The 15,477-nt window shown below is 67.0% G+C and carries 15 protein-coding genes and 4 tRNA genes; 9 read left to right on the top strand and 10 right to left on the bottom strand.

What is annotated here, in order from left to right:
- Positions 1-14 precede the first annotated feature (14 nt).
- Both ON39_RS03805 and ON39_RS03800 read left to right on the top strand, forming a co-directional pair.
- Positions 15-1,436 carry an HAD-IB family hydrolase gene (locus ON39_RS03805; protein ID WP_051186269.1) on the top strand — a complete coding sequence of 474 codons (1,422 nt, stop codon included), beginning with the start codon at positions 15-17 and terminating at the stop codon, positions 1,434-1,436.
- Between the two features lie 156 nt (positions 1,437-1,592).
- Positions 1,593-2,030 carry a DUF6069 family protein gene (locus ON39_RS03800; RefSeq protein WP_040730946.1) on the top strand — a complete coding sequence of 146 codons (438 nt, stop codon included), beginning with the start codon at positions 1,593-1,595 and terminating at the stop codon, positions 2,028-2,030.
- Between the two features lie 60 nt (positions 2,031-2,090).
- Here the strand turns inward: ON39_RS03800 and ON39_RS03795 are convergent, their stop codons facing one another.
- From ON39_RS03795 to ON39_RS03785, 3 genes are all read right to left on the bottom strand, one after another.
- A complete protein-coding gene (locus ON39_RS03795; RefSeq protein ID WP_040730944.1) occupies positions 2,091-2,792 on the bottom strand; it encodes a polyprenol monophosphomannose synthase in 702 nt (233 codons plus the stop codon).
- A gap of 271 nt (positions 2,793-3,063) precedes the next feature.
- Positions 3,064-3,207: a hypothetical protein gene (locus tag ON39_RS49600; RefSeq protein ID WP_169335856.1), complete on the bottom strand. Its 144-nt coding sequence runs from the start codon at positions 3,205-3,207 to the stop codon at positions 3,064-3,066.
- Positions 3,208-3,493: 286 nt separating this feature from the next.
- Positions 3,494-3,976 (bottom strand): SRPBCC domain-containing protein, encoded by a 483-nt coding sequence (locus tag ON39_RS03785; RefSeq protein WP_040730940.1) that lies wholly within the window; start codon positions 3,974-3,976, stop codon positions 3,494-3,496.
- 215 nt (positions 3,977-4,191) lie between these two features.
- Here ON39_RS03785 and ON39_RS03780 point away from each other — a divergent pair, with 215 nt between their 5' ends.
- The gene (locus ON39_RS03780; protein ID WP_040730948.1) at positions 4,192-4,605 is read left to right on the top strand and encodes an NUDIX hydrolase; all 414 of its coding nucleotides are present in this window, start codon (positions 4,192-4,194) and stop codon (positions 4,603-4,605) included.
- An 827-nt stretch (positions 4,606-5,432) separates the two neighbouring features.
- Here ON39_RS03780 and ON39_RS03775 read toward each other — a convergent pair.
- From ON39_RS03775 to ON39_RS03760, 4 genes are all read right to left on the bottom strand, one after another.
- A tRNA-Phe gene (locus ON39_RS03775) sits at positions 5,433-5,506 on the bottom strand.
- A gap of 59 nt (positions 5,507-5,565) precedes the next feature.
- Positions 5,566-5,639: transfer RNA gene (locus ON39_RS03770), tRNA-Asp, on the bottom strand.
- 29 nt (positions 5,640-5,668) lie between these two features.
- Positions 5,669-5,741: transfer RNA gene (locus ON39_RS03765), tRNA-Glu, on the bottom strand.
- 95 nt (positions 5,742-5,836) lie between these two features.
- On the bottom strand, positions 5,837-6,502 hold the full coding sequence (locus ON39_RS03760) for a TetR family transcriptional regulator (protein WP_040730937.1): 666 nt from the start codon (positions 6,500-6,502) through the stop codon (positions 5,837-5,839).
- An 862-nt stretch (positions 6,503-7,364) separates the two neighbouring features.
- Between ON39_RS03760 and ON39_RS03755 the strand changes: the two genes are divergently transcribed.
- The 5 genes from ON39_RS03755 (at position 7,365) to ON39_RS03735 (ending at position 12,129) form a co-directional block, all read left to right on the top strand.
- Positions 7,365-7,437, top strand: a tRNA-Lys gene (locus tag ON39_RS03755).
- Positions 7,438-7,642: 205 nt separating this feature from the next.
- Positions 7,643-8,236: a DUF937 domain-containing protein gene (locus tag ON39_RS03750; protein ID WP_040730934.1), complete on the top strand. Its 594-nt coding sequence runs from the start codon at positions 7,643-7,645 to the stop codon at positions 8,234-8,236.
- Positions 8,237-8,545: 309 nt separating this feature from the next.
- Positions 8,546-9,514 (top strand): acyl-ACP desaturase, encoded by a 969-nt coding sequence (locus tag ON39_RS03745; RefSeq protein ID WP_040730933.1) that lies wholly within the window; start codon positions 8,546-8,548, stop codon positions 9,512-9,514.
- Positions 9,515-9,975: 461 nt separating this feature from the next.
- Positions 9,976-11,097 (top strand): acyl-CoA dehydrogenase family protein, encoded by a 1,122-nt coding sequence (locus tag ON39_RS03740; protein WP_246002853.1) that lies wholly within the window; start codon positions 9,976-9,978, stop codon positions 11,095-11,097.
- A 165-nt stretch (positions 11,098-11,262) separates the two neighbouring features.
- On the top strand, positions 11,263-12,129 hold the full coding sequence (locus tag ON39_RS03735) for an SDR family oxidoreductase (protein ID WP_040730929.1): 867 nt from the start codon (positions 11,263-11,265) through the stop codon (positions 12,127-12,129).
- 48 nt (positions 12,130-12,177) lie between these two features.
- Here the strand turns inward: ON39_RS03735 and ON39_RS03730 are convergent, their stop codons facing one another.
- From ON39_RS03730 to ON39_RS48400, 3 genes are all read right to left on the bottom strand, one after another.
- Positions 12,178-13,197, bottom strand: coding sequence for an AraC family transcriptional regulator (locus ON39_RS03730; RefSeq protein WP_040730927.1), 1,020 nt, complete (start codon positions 13,195-13,197; stop codon positions 12,178-12,180).
- 184 nt (positions 13,198-13,381) lie between these two features.
- Positions 13,382-13,750 (bottom strand): type II toxin-antitoxin system death-on-curing family toxin, encoded by a 369-nt coding sequence (locus tag ON39_RS03725; RefSeq protein WP_040730924.1) that lies wholly within the window; start codon positions 13,748-13,750, stop codon positions 13,382-13,384.
- Complete coding sequence (locus ON39_RS48400; RefSeq protein ID WP_157195401.1) at positions 13,747-13,902, bottom strand: hypothetical protein; 156 nt, start codon at positions 13,900-13,902, stop codon at positions 13,747-13,749. The genes ON39_RS03725 and ON39_RS48400 overlap by 4 nt, the downstream gene beginning before the upstream one ends.
- A gap of 165 nt (positions 13,903-14,067) precedes the next feature.
- On the opposite strand from ON39_RS48400, the gene dusB reads away from it, so the two are divergent.
- Positions 14,068-15,210, top strand: a complete 1,143-nt coding sequence (gene dusB / locus ON39_RS03720; RefSeq protein WP_040730922.1) for a tRNA dihydrouridine synthase DusB — start codon at positions 14,068-14,070, stop codon at positions 15,208-15,210.
- The last annotated feature ends 267 nt before the right edge of the window (positions 15,211-15,477 follow it).

Genomic DNA, 15,477 nt, shown 5'->3' with positions numbered 1-15,477 from the left:
AACAGGGAGACCCGGTGAGCGACGATCTGCACCGGGTGATCGCCGAGATCCGTTCCGGGCCGCAGGGACCGGGGGTCGCCGCGGTCTTCGACTTCGGCGGCACCGTCATCGACGGGTTCGCGCGCCGTGGGGTGCTGCGGCGGCTGTTCCGGCGGGGCGTCGAGGACGTGCTGCTCGACGGCGTTCGCAACGGCACGACCGACGGCGAGTACGGACGGTTTCTGAGCCGGCTCGCCGGGGTGCTCGCGGGCAAGCCGGAGCACGAGATGGATGCGCTCGGCGAGCGGCTGTTCCGCCGCACGACCTACGGCCACCTGTATCCCGAAGCGTGGCAACTGATCCGGACACATCAGGCGGCGGGGCACACCGTGGTGCTGGCCAGCTCGCTGACCCGCTTCCAGGTCGCGCCCGCGGCCGCCGAGCTCGGCATCGAGCACGTCCTGTGCACCCCGATGGCGGCTCAGGACGGCATCCTCACTGGCTATCCGGACGGAAAGACACTGTGGCGCAACGGGAAGGCCGGGGCCGTTCGCGGATTCGCCGCCGCGCACGAGGTGGATCTCGCCGGCAGTTACGCCTACGCCGACAGCGCCGCCGATCTACCGCTACTGGCCGCGGTCGGCCGTCCGGTGGCGGTGAACGCCGACGAGGGGCTCACCACCGCGGCCGCCGAACACAAGTGGCCGACCATGCGCTTCCGGCCGCGCCTCGCCCCGCGTCCCGCTGATTACGCCCGCACCACAGCGGGTTTCGCGGGACTGCTCGGCGGTGCGTTATACGGCGTGGCGGCCAAGTCGCCGACCAAGGACCACCGGCAGATGGCCGACGCGCTGCTGGAGCACGCCGCGGGCAATACGTTGCGCGTCGCCGGCGTGCGCCTTCGGGTGACCGGGGCCGAACACGCGCGAGCGCCGCGGCCCGCGGTGTTCCTGTTCAACCATCAGAGCCAGTTCGACATCATCATCGTTCCCGAGGTGCTCGGCGGCGGTGTCACCGGCATCGGGAAGAAGGAACTGACCCGCAATCCGATCTTCGGCCCGCTCATGCGCTTCGTCGGCGTGACCTTCATCGACCGGTCGAGCACCGACAAGGCCAAGGCCGCGCTCGCGCCGGTGGTCGAGACGCTGCGCGGCGGGCTGTCGATCGCCGTCGCCCCCGAGGGCACCCGCTCCTACACGCCGGAGGTCGGGCCGTTCAAGAAGGGCGCGTTCCATATCGCCATCCAGGCGGGCGTGCCGGTCATCCCCATCGTCATCCGCAATGCCGGCGAAATCTGCTGGCGCAACTCGATGGTCGCGCGCCCCGGCATCGTCGACGTCGCGATCCTCGACCCGATCGATGTCAGCGGTTGGCGCCCCGACGACATGGACGACAAGGTGGCGGCGGTCCGCCAACTGTATCTGGACACGTTGCTGAACTGGCCCGAACCGGACTGATCGCGCGCAAACACCCGCTCGCCGCACCGAATTCCGTTGGGGCCGTTCCGCACCGGGTGAGACTCCGCACAGCGCCTCGGGTTGACCTCAAGAAATGTTCAGGTTTCAGGATTGTTCTCAGTACCGAGCACCACAGCTTCGGATGAGGAGAACACCATGACCATCGCATCCACCACCACACCCGCCCTGCGGATCCCCGCCGTCAACCGGCCGACCGCGGTCCTCGGCAGCGTCGCCGTCGCGGTCGCCGCCAACCTGGTCGTCTGGTTGCTCGGCGAGGCCGCCGGCGGCTCCTTCGAGGTCGTCGACCAGGGCGTCACCACCTCCGTCGGCGCGGGCACCGTCATCGTGTCCTCCGGGGTGCCGCTGCTCATCGGCATGACCCTGGCCGCGCTGGTGTCCTACTTCTGGTTCGGCGCGCTGCGGGTCGCCCAGGTCGTCGGCGCCGTGCTCGCGGTCGCGACCATCGGACTGACCGTCGCCGCCGAGTTCGACACCGTGACCACCGTCGCGCTGTCGGTCATGCACCTGGTGCTGGCGCCGGTGCTCGTCGTCGGACTGGAAGCGATGCGCCGTGGACTGTCCGCCCGCTGAACCGCCACCGAACGACGCAGGGCCCCACATCCATTGGATGCGGGGCCCTGGTCGTATCGGCTAGACCGAGCGGCCGAAGAGCAGCTTCCACGGCATCAGCGCCGACTCCAGCTGCACCTTCAGGCTCATCTTGGAGGCGCCCAGCGTGCGCTCCTCGAAACGGATCGGCACCTCGGCGATCTCGATGCCCTTCTTGACCGTCCGGTAGTTCATCTCGACCTGGAACGAGTAGCCGTTGCTGCGGATCGAGGCCACGTCGATGGCGCGCAGCGTCTCCGCCTTCCACGCCTTGAACCCCGCGGTGGCGTCCTTCACGCCCAGCCGCAGGATCAGGTTCACATAGAAGTTCGCCCATGCCGACAGCGCCTTGCGGTGCCACTTCCACTCGTCGGCCGTCGAGCCGCCCGGCACGTAGCGCGAGCCGAGCACCACGCCCGCGTCGGTGGTCGTCAGTTTCTCCAGCATCGCCGGGATCACCTCGGCCGGGTGCGACAGGTCGGCGTCCATCTGGATCACCACGTCCGCGCCCTCGTCCAGCGCCCGCGTGATGCCCGCGATGTAGGCCCGGCCGAGGCCGTCCTTCTCGGTGCGGTGCAGCACGCCCACCACGTTCGGCAGCTCGGCGGCCAGCTTGTCGGCGACGTCACCGGTGCCGTCCGGCGAGCTGTCGTCGACCACCAGCACGTGCAGGTCGGGCACCGGCAGCGCGGTCAACCGCTCCACCGCAACCGGCAGATTTTCCCGCTCGTTGTAGGTCGGCACAACAACGGTAACCCTCAAGGGTCGCCCTCCCTGCTGATCCTGGTCCAGCCCGCAGCCCACGTCAGGACCACCGAGCATTCGTTTGAGTTCTGAGAAACCGTACTTGATCGAACTGAACGAGACCTGAGTGGATATACCCGCTCGCCGCGACCGCGTACGAGCCATCGCCCACTACAAGATCAGGATTGTCGTGCGTTTTCCGCGCGCTACGCCCCCGTGGCTACCAGATCACTTGTCGCACACCGCACTACCCGCCCCGATCACCGACGCGTCAATCCGCGTCCCCCGCGTCGGCCTCCGCATTACGCGCCTTCACGATCTCCAGCGCCCGTTCCGCGGTCGCCTGATCCGGATACGGCCCCATCCGATCCTGGAACCAGCACTGCCGCCCCTTTTCGGCACGCTTGTGCTTCAAGCAGTAATACCAGCGCTCAGCCATACCCCCCAGCATTCCACCGTCTCCCCCTCCCCGCCGCCATTTCCAAGATCATCAGTGGATGTGGCGGGCAGTCGATGTCCGAATTGTTGCGGTCGCCGGTGCCGAAGATTACGAAAAGTACGCGTAATGCGGTCGGTCCGCGTCGCGTGATGATCCGCACAGCGGCCTTCAACCGCCCGAAACAGATTGCCATTGCGGCCGTTACGAGGCTCGAGGGTTCGATCCGCCGACCGAGAACACTATTACCTCGCCGCGAGATGGATCAGGCGGTCGGCGGACCGGCTTGCGGACCCACCAGAGGTTCGAACGCCGCGACGTAGGTATCGAAGAGTGACTGCCAATCACTCGGTTCGCGCCAGGCGAGACGGTCCAGACACACATCCCAACCCGCCGCGTTTCGAGCCGCCGCATCCGGAGCGAGTTCGTCGGTCAGCACGAGCCGAGTGCCGGCCCCGTGCGGAGTCAACTCGAACCGCAGCCGTTCCGCACCCCAACTGAACACCAACAACGTCGGCTCATCCACCGCGAATACCTCGCCCTCCAGCGTCATTTCGCCGAAATCGAACCGCAGCGCCGCGCCGACCTCCCACACCCCGCCGACCACCTCGACGTCGCACGGAAACCACACCCGCAACTGTTCCCGCTCCGTAATGGCCCGCCACACCACCGAAGGCGGATCCGCCAACTCCCGTTCCAACCGCACCGCCGGCCGCTCCCCCTCGGTCCAAAGTTCCGCCCGACTCATTCCCGCCTCCGTCGCTCCAGATGTTCTTCCAGTAGATCCAGATGCCTGCCCCACAACCGCCGATACGCAGTTATCTAACCGTCAATGCCTTCAGCCGCCCACCCAAACAGCCCGCCCCAGGCGCGCGATGGCTCTGCCGACGGGGCAGCCGGCCGACCACCCGGTAAGCGTCGATCCCGCAACGGGGGATCACCCGGTTCGAGAGAATGGGCGCCATGGGTACCGTGATCGGCAAAGTGGCTTGGATTCGAGTGGAGAACGGGGAGCTACTGAGCACCCGATCACGGGGCAAGGACGCCTACTACGTTCCGGGCGGGAAGCCGGAGGCCGGCGAAGACGACATCCAGGCCCTCCTTCGCGAGATCGATGAGGAGCTCTCGGTGTCGCTGGACCCCAACACAATCGAGCTGTTCGGCGTGTACGAGGCACAGGCCCACGGCCACGCCGAGGGCGTCACCGTACGGATGACCTGCTACCGCGCGGACTATCACGGCACCTTGGCACCCGGCAACGAGATCGAGGAACTGGCCTGGCTCTCCTATGCCGACCGACACCGAGTCTCCCCCGTAGACCAGCTGATCCTCGATGACCTGGCAAGCACCGGCCAGTTACGTTCCGATCCCGCGTAGATCGAGCGAACACCCTGCCGCACAATTCCGACAACAGGGCCTAGTCCGCCACCCGTAGTACTATGGAGCCGTCACGCAAGTGATGCTGGCGGTAGGACGCCGATGGCTGTCGACGCCCTACCAGGTGGGTCTAGCCCCTAAACCAGCGGACCAGCACGAGCGCTCCGGCGATTACAGCAGCAACGGTCAAGGTGATGCCGTAATCGACCGGAGCCTCTTGCTTTTTCCGGCGATGTTTCGCCATGCCCACCACCTCCCTTCTCGGCACGGCATGGCTGGACCGATTCCATGCCGCCCCTGAGCCGGAGGTGCCCCCACCCTACGCCGACCTCGCCCGAAACCGTTGAATCGCAGACACTTTCGCGCTTACACAGACGTCTTCGCGCGAGGCGGCAGACCATGACGATGGCACCGCTCGAGATCGGCACGCGAGCCACCGCCATCGACAACGGGGCCGAATCGATGAGAAGGATCTAGAGCCGAAGACCGAGATCGGCAAGTGGGGCAAGACCGCCCACCACAGAGGAAGCGCAACAGCAGAGAAGCGAGCAGACCGCGCAATCCTCCGGAAAACGCGCCGCCGAACTCCGGCACAACCGCGCTGGCGCCTACCAACACTCCACGCAAGCGCCCCACCACCGCACACTTTCACGCAAGCGCCCCACCGAACACTCCCACGTAAGCGGCCCACCGAACGCAACCACTCTCAAGGGGGGTTCGGGGGGCGAAGCCCCGCCGAGCGGGGCGTGGGGGTTGCACCCCCACAAAATACGAACGAAACGAGCCCGCACGCGCACTCTGCGTGCAGGGCTCGCCTACGAGTGAAGTGGCCAGGGCCGGGATCGAACCGGCGACCTTCCGCTTTTCAGGCGGACGCTCGTACCAACTGAGCTACCTGGCCGCAGGCACCCGAGTTGAATGCCATACGCGAAACGCCGGATTGCTCCGGCGCCTCACTTGCGACCCTGACGGGACTCGAACCCGCGACCTCCGCCGTGACAGGGCGGCGCGCTAACCAACTGCGCCACAGGGCCTTGCGTTGCTACCAACGATCCGAAGACCGTACCCCCTACGGGATTCGAACCCGCGCTACCGCCTTGAAAGGGCGGCGTCCTAGGCCGCTAGACGAAGGGGGCTCGTCCCCGGATTTCTCCGGATCCGGCTTCAACGGCGTTCCGTTGGGAGCCCGGTTAGCTTATGACAGACCGGACTCGTTTCCCAAACCGGCTGGTCAGAGCCCCAAACTGAGCTCTTCGAGGCGGGCGTGCGTGCGCCAGCCGTCGTTGCGGAACTTCTCCGCCCACTCGGGGGTGGCCATGGAGTCGATGACCACCTCGAGCGCCTCCTCGAAGCGGGCGCGCAGGTCGATGCCGGTGCTGTGCGCGTCGACCATGTAGCGCTGCCCGGCCAGGGCCGCGGTCAGCGTGCGGGTGAACCGGTCGGCGTCCGCGTCGGCGCGCAGTTGCCCCTGGTCGATGGCGCGGACGGTGAGCGCGCGGGTGGCGCGCCCGAGGATCCGCCCGCCGCCGGTCTGCACGTCCCGATAGAAGTCGGGCTCGATGATCAACCGGTATTCGGCCTGCACGATGATGTCGTGCTCGAGCCGTAACGCCATCTCGTCGATCATGCCGTGCATGACGTCCAGTGGTCCGAGATCTGTTCGCCCGAGCCAACGCTCGGCCGAGGCGCGATAGCGTTCGACCGCCGTCTCCAGTACGGCGCGCGCGAGATCTTCCTTGGAATCGAAATGGAAGTACATGGCGCCCTTGGTGGCACGCGACCCTTCCAATATGCGGTTGAGCGATGCAGCGGCATAGCCGCTCTTCCCGAACTCAACGGCGGCGGACCTGATAATCGCCGCACGTGTCCGGCGGGCCCGCTCTTGCTGCCGTGCCATGCTCGAAACGCCTCCGAAGCCTACTCGCCGCCAAACAGCCACCCCCAAAGGAACGGGCCCTTGGCGCGAAGTTATGAGTTTTATCAATACTTCAAACCGGGTTTTCGCCCAGTTTCAAACTTTCGGTACGAAAACTTGCGAAAAACCTGAAACACACCAGCTGGTATAGTTTTCCTGCCCGGGTGCGCTGCAGGGGGTGCGCACCCGGGTATTTCTTCGTCTCGGATCTGCCTCCTGCGGCGTTGTCTTCAGGGAAGCCACGATCGGCCGGACCGGTCGCGACACGTTCGGGCACATCAACGATAAGACGAATTCCGAATCGCCGGACGAGTAGACGTTCCTTGTCGAATTCATCAAGTCGTCACCGTACCCGGAAACCCCACCCGACACGCGGCAAACCGACGAGTCAGATAACTGACCGGTTCGGTTTACTGTTACAGCAAACATTACGCAACCAAGCTTCCCTCTGTACCCGAGCCCCAATTCGACAGCGTCCCAGCAACGTTCATCCGAGGAGTCCGGCCGACCGGAACGCCGGCGATCGACAGCGCGCCCGCCCGCGTACCACGCCCGAGGCGCCACCCTGCGCCCCTTGCGAATCGAAACCTATTGCTGGCCAACATCATTGGATGGTAGCCAATTGTGCGTGCCATGAACAAAGTTGGGTACCATATGTTTACCGGCAAGATCGCGCCCCACACATCGCGCGTTACCAGGCGCGACAACAAGTCTCAGCGATACATTGCCACCGTCGGCCGATCATCGCGATCCGAACCGAGGCCGACCGGGGCACGGACGCCCCACGCCGACCCACTCCCCACATTTGGGCCAGCGCGCGACGCCCACTACACTTGCCCACCGCGCCCCTATAGCTCAGTTGGTAGAGCTACGGACTTTTAATCCGCAGGTCGTAGGTTCGAGCCCTACTGGGGGCACACATCGGGCGCCCGGTCTCGCACCGGGCGCCCGCTCTGGTCTCCGGCGGAGCCGATGATAAGGGTTCCCGCCACCGAAAGGCCCGGTCCGCACCGACGACGCGCCCCGGCGCGGGTTCGGCGAAACTACCCTCTGTCCGGCCATTCCCCTACCCTGAGCGCGGACGCGGGGCACTCCCGGTCATCCCTCGACAAGGCGGAGCCGATGACTTCCTTCGACGATTTGCTCTCCCAGGTACCCGTAGCCCAGATCGCCGCGAAACTCGGCGTCGACGAGGGCACCGCGACGAACGCGGTCACAGCGGCACTGCCCACGCTGCTGGGCGGGCTGCACGCCAACGCGACCGAGCCCGAGGGCGCGGCCTCGCTCGTCGGCGCGCTGAACGACCACGGCGACCTGGTCGAGGGCGAGGGACAGGTCGATCTCGACAAGGTCGACACCGCCGACGGCGCGAAGATCGTCCAGAACGTCTTCGGCGCGGACAAGAACACGGTGATCGACACTCTCGGCGCGGCGGAGGGCACCGGCGGCAACGACCTCATCGCCAAGCTGATGCCCATCCTCGCCCCGATCGTGCTCGCCTACCTGGCCAAGCAGCTGACCGGAGGCGGGGGCAACGCCGCGCCGCAGACCCAGCCGCAGTCCGGCAACGGCGGCATCGGCGACGTGCTCGGCGGGCTGCTCGGCGGCAGCGGCAAGGGCGGTGGCATCGGCGCGGCAATCGGCGAGGCGTTGGCGAAGAACGCCGGCGGCGCGCTGGGCAACGTGCTCGGCGGACTCTTCGGCGGGAAGCGCTGAGCGACAAGGATCGCCAATTTTGTGGGGGCTCACAGCCGAACTCCCCCACCCACTGTGTGCCATACGGCACGCCGAGCTAACACCGCGCGGACCCATGGCGATAGTCCCCTGGCCGCGCGGAGAAGCCATACACTCGACAGTGCTCGCCGAGCGCCAACGACGGCGTATGACGTGCATCACGGGGCATCAACAGGCTTCCGGATGCGTTTCGCATCACACCTACGGTGCCGTAAGGTATGGCCGCACGACATCGGTCTACCTTGGGGGGATGACCAGCACGACCGGACGCACAGACTGAAGGGCTCATACATGGCAAGGGATCTGACTCAACTCGAGCTTCTGACGGAGTTGGAGCCGGTTGCCGCAGAAAACGTCAACCGGCATCTCTCCTTGGCAAAGGAATGGCATCCGCACGACTACGTCCCGTGGGACGAAGGCCGCAATTTCGCCGCACTCGGGGGCGTCGACTGGGACCCCGAGCAGTCTCGGTTGAGCGAGGTGGCGAAGGCCGCCATGATCACCAACCTGCTCACCGAGGACAACCTGCCCTCTTACCACCGCGAGATCGCCGAGAACTTCTCGCAGGACGGCGCGTGGGGTACGTGGGTCGGCCGCTGGACCGCGGAGGAGAACCGGCACGGCATCGTGATGCGGGACTACCTGGTGGTCACCCGCGGCGTGGATCCGGTCGCCCTCGAAGAGGCCAGGATGATCCACATGACCAACGGTTTCGCGTCGCCGGCCGACGCCGACGCGGGCTTCCTGCACTCCGTCGCGTACGTGACCTTCCAGGAACTGGCCACCCGGGTCAGCCACCGCAACACCGGCAAGGTCTGTGACGACCCGATCGCCGACCGCATGCTCCAGCGCGTCGCCGCGGACGAGAACCTGCACATGATCTTCTACCGCAACATGTGCGGCGCCGCCCTCGACCTGGCGCCGGATCAGGCGATCGAGGCGATCACGCTCATCCTGGAGAACTTCCAGATGCCCGGCGCGGGCATGCCCAACTTCCGCCGCAACGGCGTCATGATGGCCAAGCACGGCATCTACGACCTGCGCCAGCACATGGAAGAGGTGGTGCAGCCGGTGCTCAAGAAGTGGAACATCTTCGAGCGCAACGACTTCACCGGTCGCGGCGAGGCCTGTCGCGAGCGGCTCGGCGCGTACCTCGACAAGCTCGGCAAGGACGTGCTGAAGTTCGAAGAGCAGCGCGACCGCATGCTCGCCCGCGAGGCCGCCAAGGCCGAACGCCAGATGGCGAGCAGCGCGAGCTAGCTCGGATCGGACATACGCGAGCCGCCGCCCGGATTACTGGGCGGCGGCTCGCGTATGTCCGGCTAATGCCCAGTCACGCGGTATTGCCGACTTCCGAGGTTTATTGCGTCGAAGATCGGTCCGGTTGTCCTTAAACCGTCGAAACACTGCCCGCCGCAATAAGCGCGGAGGGGTTCGACCGTGTTGATTCCGTTGACACCGGTTGATCTTCGAGTCGGCTTCTCGAATGGCATTCTCCGACCGCTGACCATTGATATCCAGGCAGTTTCGGCGTCGCCGCCGATTATCGGCGCTGCACCGCGGTCGGGCGTTTCGCCGCGGCGATATAAGCGCTGCGGTCATCGGATTCGGGCGGATCGGTCCTACTCTCCGGCACCCGTGGTTCCTACGGTGAGGGCACGAGGGCGCGCCTCGGATGGGTGAAGGGACGGGTGAACATGGCAAGGCACCGCTCACGGTGGATGGACACGGAGATGGACGCGCTGGCCGAACTGGCGCGCGACTTCTTCGGCAAGGAATGCGCGCCGCACGAGGAACGGTGGGCCGGGCAGCAGCACATCGACCGCGACGTCTGGTTACGGGCCGGCGAGCTGGGCTTGCTGTGCCCGAGCGTCCCGGAGGAGTACGGCGGCGGGGGCGGCGACTTCCGGCACGACGCCGTGATCGCGATCGAGCAGGTTCGCGCGCTGGCGCCCAGCTTCGGCGGGCCGGTGCACAGCACGATCATCGCGCACTACATCGCCGGGTACGGCACGGACGAGCAGAAGAAGACCTGGTTGCCGAAGCTGGCCTCCGGCGAGATCGTCGCGGCGATCGCGATGACCGAGCCGGGCACCGGGTCGGATCTGCAGGCGATCCGCACCACCGCGACCGTGCAGGGCGAGGAGTACGTGGTCAACGGCGCGAAGACGTTCATCTCCAACGGTTTCCTCGCCGACCTCGTGCTGGTGGTGTGCAAGACCAACGAGCAGGGCGGCGCGGGCGGGCTGTCCCTCATCGCGGTGGAGACGAGCCGGGCGGGCTTCCGGCGCGGGCGCAATCTGCACAAGATCGGCCAGCACGGGCAGGACACCTGCGAACTGTTCTTCGACGACGTCCGGGTGCCGCGCTCGAACCTGCTCGGCGAGGCCGAGAACATGGGCTTCATCCAGCTGATGCAGCAGCTCGCGCAGGAGCGGCTGATCATCGCGGTCACCGCGATGGCGACGATGGAGAAGACGGTCGAGCTGACCCTGGACTACACCAAGGAGCGCAACGCCTTCGGCAAGCCGCTTTTCGCGTTCCAGAACACCAAATTCACCCTGGCCGAGTGCGATACGGCGGTCACCGTGGGGTGGAGCTTCCTCGACGACTGCATCGAGAAGCACGTCGCGGGCGAGCTGGACATCCCGACCGCGGCCAAGGCCAAGCTGTGGCTGTCCGAGCAGCAGAACATTCTGGCCGACCGCTGCCTGCAGCTGTTCGGCGGCTACGGGTACATGGCCGAGTATCCGATCGCGCGGATCTTCACCGATTCTCGGATCCAGAAGATCTACGGCGGCACCAACGAGATCATGAAGGAGATCATCGCGCGCGGACTGTGAGCGATGAGCGGCGCTCGGCCGCACCGTGATTGCCGAAAGCACGGGCGGGCGCGCGGCCGAGCGCCGACACTGGACAGAGGCGCCGAGGTCGCTCGGACAGGCCGCTGAACCATCGATGCCCCCTGCCCGCTCGTCTTCGGCGAAATCCGTGGGAAAGGCGAGCAGATGACCGGTGCGGCGAATGGCGAGGTCTCGCTCGGCGGGAAGGTCGTCGCCATCACCGGCGGGGCCCGCGGCATCGGCCGGGCCACGGCCGAGGCGTTTCTCCGGGCGGGCGCCGCGGTCGCGATCGGGGACGTCGACGTGGAGCTGGTCGCCAAGACCGCCGTCGAGCTCGGCGCCGACCCGGACGCCAAGATCATCGGGCTGCCGCTGAACGTCACGGACCGCGAGTCGTTCGCGACGTTCCTCGATCGGCTCGAAGAGTCGCTCGGGCCGCTGGACGTGCTCGTCAACAACGCGGGCATCATGCCGACGGGGCTGTTCGCGGACGAGGACGAGGCGATGACCGACCGGATCATCGATATCAACCTGCGCGGGGTGGTCCACGGGTCGCGGCTGGCCGCCGGGCGATTCCTGGCGCGCGGCGGCGGGCACCTGATCAATATCGCGTCTCTCGCTGGGACACAGGGCTTTCCGGGCCTGGCCACCTACTGCGCGACCAAGCACGCGGTGGTCGGCTTCACCTCCGCGCTGCACCTGGAGCTCAAAGAGCATGGCGTGCGGGTCTCCGCGGTGCTGCCGGGGATCGTGCGCACCGAGCTGTCGGCCGGCGCGAACATGCCGGGCTGGATCGAGCCGATGACGACGGTCGACCCCGAGGACGTCGCACAGGCCATCGTGCGGGCGGTGGCCACGGGTAAGCCGCTGGTGACCGTGCCGCGCAGGCTGGCCGCGATCATCAAGTCCGCACAGTTGCTGCCGTACCGGGCGCAGCTCGTGGTCGCCCGATTCACCGGGGCGACAACGGCTTACGCGCAGCCCGATCCCGAGATCCGGGAGAGGTATCACCGTCGGTTGCGCGAGCAGTAGGGATTACGCCTCGCTGTCGTGGCGGGAACCTTTGCATCACTGCACAATTCACACGGGTGAGGCACCTCGATAGGAGCCGGGCGGGCTGCCGGTCCAGCGCCGGAACGCGCGGCGGAAGGCGCTCGGTTCGGAGAAACCCAGTCGGGCGGAGAGGGATTCGACCGTCTCGTCGCCGCGCACCAGGCTCGCCACCGCCGCGTCGCGCAGGATGTCCTCGCGGATCTGGGTGATCGAGGTGCCCTCCTCGCCGAGCTTGCGGCGCACCGTTTGCGGGCTCATGGACAGTCGCTTGGCCACTTCGTCGGCGGTGGGCCAGCGTTCGGCCGTCGCGCCGCCGCTCAGTCCGCGCGTGAGAATCTTGCGCACCTGTTCGGCGAGGGACGTGCCGTAGTCGCGCCGGGAGAGCACGTCGATGGGGGCGTTGCGGGTCCAGTCGATGAGATCGGCCTCGGATCGGGTGAGCGGCGCGCGCAACAGCTCGCTGTCGAAGGTGATGGCCGCGATGGCGGCGTCGAAGACGAGCGGGGCGCCGAAGACGAGGTCGTAGTCGGCGACATTGCGCGGCCGCGGATACGGAAATTCGGCCTGCCGCAAGGCTACTCGGCGACCTATGCCCCACGAGACGATCCGATGCAGGGCCGCCAGCAGGAAGACGGTGAGCAGTTCCTCGCCCGCCGCCAGCACGCTGGTGTCGAGCGTGCATCGAGTCCGGCCGCCCTCGGTCGTCACCGCCATCGGCGGAAAACCCGGCAGCAGTCGCTGATACTCCCCGAACCGCTCGATCGCCGAACCCAGATCCGGGCAGGCGACCAGCCCGAAACCCACCAGCCGAATCGCCCCGCGCGGCACCGGCGCCGGACCGAGCCCGAACAGCTCGTCGCCCGTGATCCGCCACAGCTGCCGCATCGTCGCCGCCACCTGATCCACCGTCACCCGCGCCCGATCCTGCTCGAGCAACTCCGGCGCCACCCCCGCCCGCCCCAGCAACAGCCCGATATCCACCCCCAACCGCTCAGCGGTCGCGACAGCCGACCGCACGAAGTCGATCGGCACAGTCCGCACCGCCACAACCACCTCCCACCATCCCCCTCGAGCCGAACCTACCAATCCACCGCCGGTCGAACGCCCTCCCCGAACCCAACTACGCAGGCATGCAACGGCCGTAGATCTCGGCGTATGGCAATGACACGGAGCTTGCTCACTGCGACGATGGCCACTGCCGCGCGGTTCGATTCGGCCGATCGGCCCGGCCTCAGAACACGCGCAACGCTGCCGCGATGTCGTCGACTTCGATGTCCGAGCATGTCGTAGCGGTTCTGATCACCAAGTCGAAAGCCTCGTCGTCGGACAACGAGGTGCGGTATCCGTTCGAGAGTAGGAATGCCTCGCACGCCACCCATCCGGTGCGCTCGTTGCCATCCACGAATGGGTGGTTCCAGATGATGGAGTGAAGCAAGGCGGCCGCCTTCTGATCGACGGCCGGGTATGCCTCCACACCGAAGGCGATCGTCGATGGGCGCGCCACCGCCGAGGCGACCAGACCGACGTCACGCACGGCCGGACTTCCGCCGAGTTGCAATCCGTTGATTCGGATCACGTCCTCGGTGGCCAGGTAGATCATGCGTCCCGCAATCGCGCCAGCAGTTCACTACGCCGGGCCATCACGTCGTCCACCGCGTACGCGACGATCTGACCGCGGGCACGCTCGGTGGCCCACAATTCGGCGGCCTGAACCAACGCCGCGTTGAGGCTGATGTGGTCCGCCTCCGCCAAGGCGGAAACGCGCGCATGCACATCATTCGGCAGACGAAGTGTCACAGGGGTAGTCGGCCTAGTGGTCATATTGCCAGCATACCGACCATGGTTGCATTTTGACACCACAACGGGGAGGGGACGACCGGCTATTTCGCGAGCAATGAGAGACTGGGGGGCGTGACGATGACTACCGGGGCGAAGAGTGGGCTGCGGATCGGGCCGTATGCGGTCGATCCGGCGGTGGTGCTCGCGCCGATGGCGGGCATCACGAATCTGGCGTTCCGCAAGCTGTGCCGCGAATTCGGTAGCCCGACCTCGATCTATGTGTGCGAGATGATCACCGCGCGGGCGGTGGTCGAGCGCAATGAGAAGACGCTGGACATGATGTCGTTCGACGCGGACGAGTCGCCGCGGTCGATGCAACTCTACGGCGTCGACCCGGCCACCCTCGGCGAGGCGGTGCGGATCATCGTCGGCGAGGGGCGGGCCGACCACATCGACATGAACTTCGGCTGCCCGGTGCCCAAGGTCACCCGGCTCGGCGGCGGCGCGGCGCTGCCGTACAAGCGGGCGCTGTTCAGCCGGATCGTGCGCGCCATGGTGCGCGCCGCGGAGCCGGCGGGCGTCCCGGTGACGGTGAAGTTCCGGATCGGCATCGACGACGACCACCTGACCTACCTCGACGCCGGGCGCATCGCGGAAGCCGAGGGCGCCCAGGCGGTCGCACTGCACGCCAGGACCGCCGCGCAGCGCTACTCCGGCCAGGCCGACTGGACGGCCATCGCGCGCCTCAAGGAGGCCGTCGCCACCATCCCGGTGCTCGGCAACGGCGATATCTTCTCCGCCGCCGACGCGGTCCGGATGATGGACGAGACCGGCTGCGACGGCGTCGTGGTCGGCCGCGGCTGCCTCGGCAGGCCCTGGCTGTTCGCCGAGATCCAGGCGGCGCTGCGCGGCGAGCCGCTGCCCGAGCCGCCGAACCTGGGCCGGGTCGGCGAGGTGTTGTACCGGCACGGCGCGCTCCTGTCCGAACTCCTCGGCGAGGACAAGGCCATGCGCGACCTGCGCAAGCACATGGCCTGGTACCTGATGGGCTTCCCGGTCGGCGCCGACCTGCGCCGCGCGTTCGCGTCGGTGTCCCGGCTCACCGAGCTGGAAGACCTTGTCGGACAGCTGGATCCGACGGCACCGTTCCCCAGGGACGCCGAGGGTCCGCGCGGAAGGCAAGGCTCCCCAGGCAAAGTCGCGCTGCCGCACGGCTGGCTGGACGACCCGGAAGACCCCGCGGTTCCGCACGGCGCCGACGTAATGCACAGCGGCGGCTGACAACCCGGGCCACCACGGACGGCCGATACCCAGGCGGAACAACCCCCGAATCGGGTATCCAAACGACACTGTGGCCAATTCGATTTCGCGCTCAGGTGGCCCGCCGTGGCGGAATCGTTATCATTGCGGAATCGGTCATGCCGGTCGAGTACGGCCCGAGGTGGCGACGTAGACGAAAAGCGAGGTTCGTTGGTGGGTGACGATCGGCACGGGCGTTCGCCACGGCCCGGAGATCGCGCCCCGTGGGAGCGCTATCCCACGGAGGAC

It is taken from the genome of Nocardia tenerifensis NBRC 101015 (assembly GCF_000308715.1).
GTDB lineage: Bacteria > Actinomycetota > Actinomycetes > Mycobacteriales > Mycobacteriaceae > Nocardia > Nocardia tenerifensis.
This window is presented reverse-complemented; position numbering and strand designations above follow the sequence as displayed.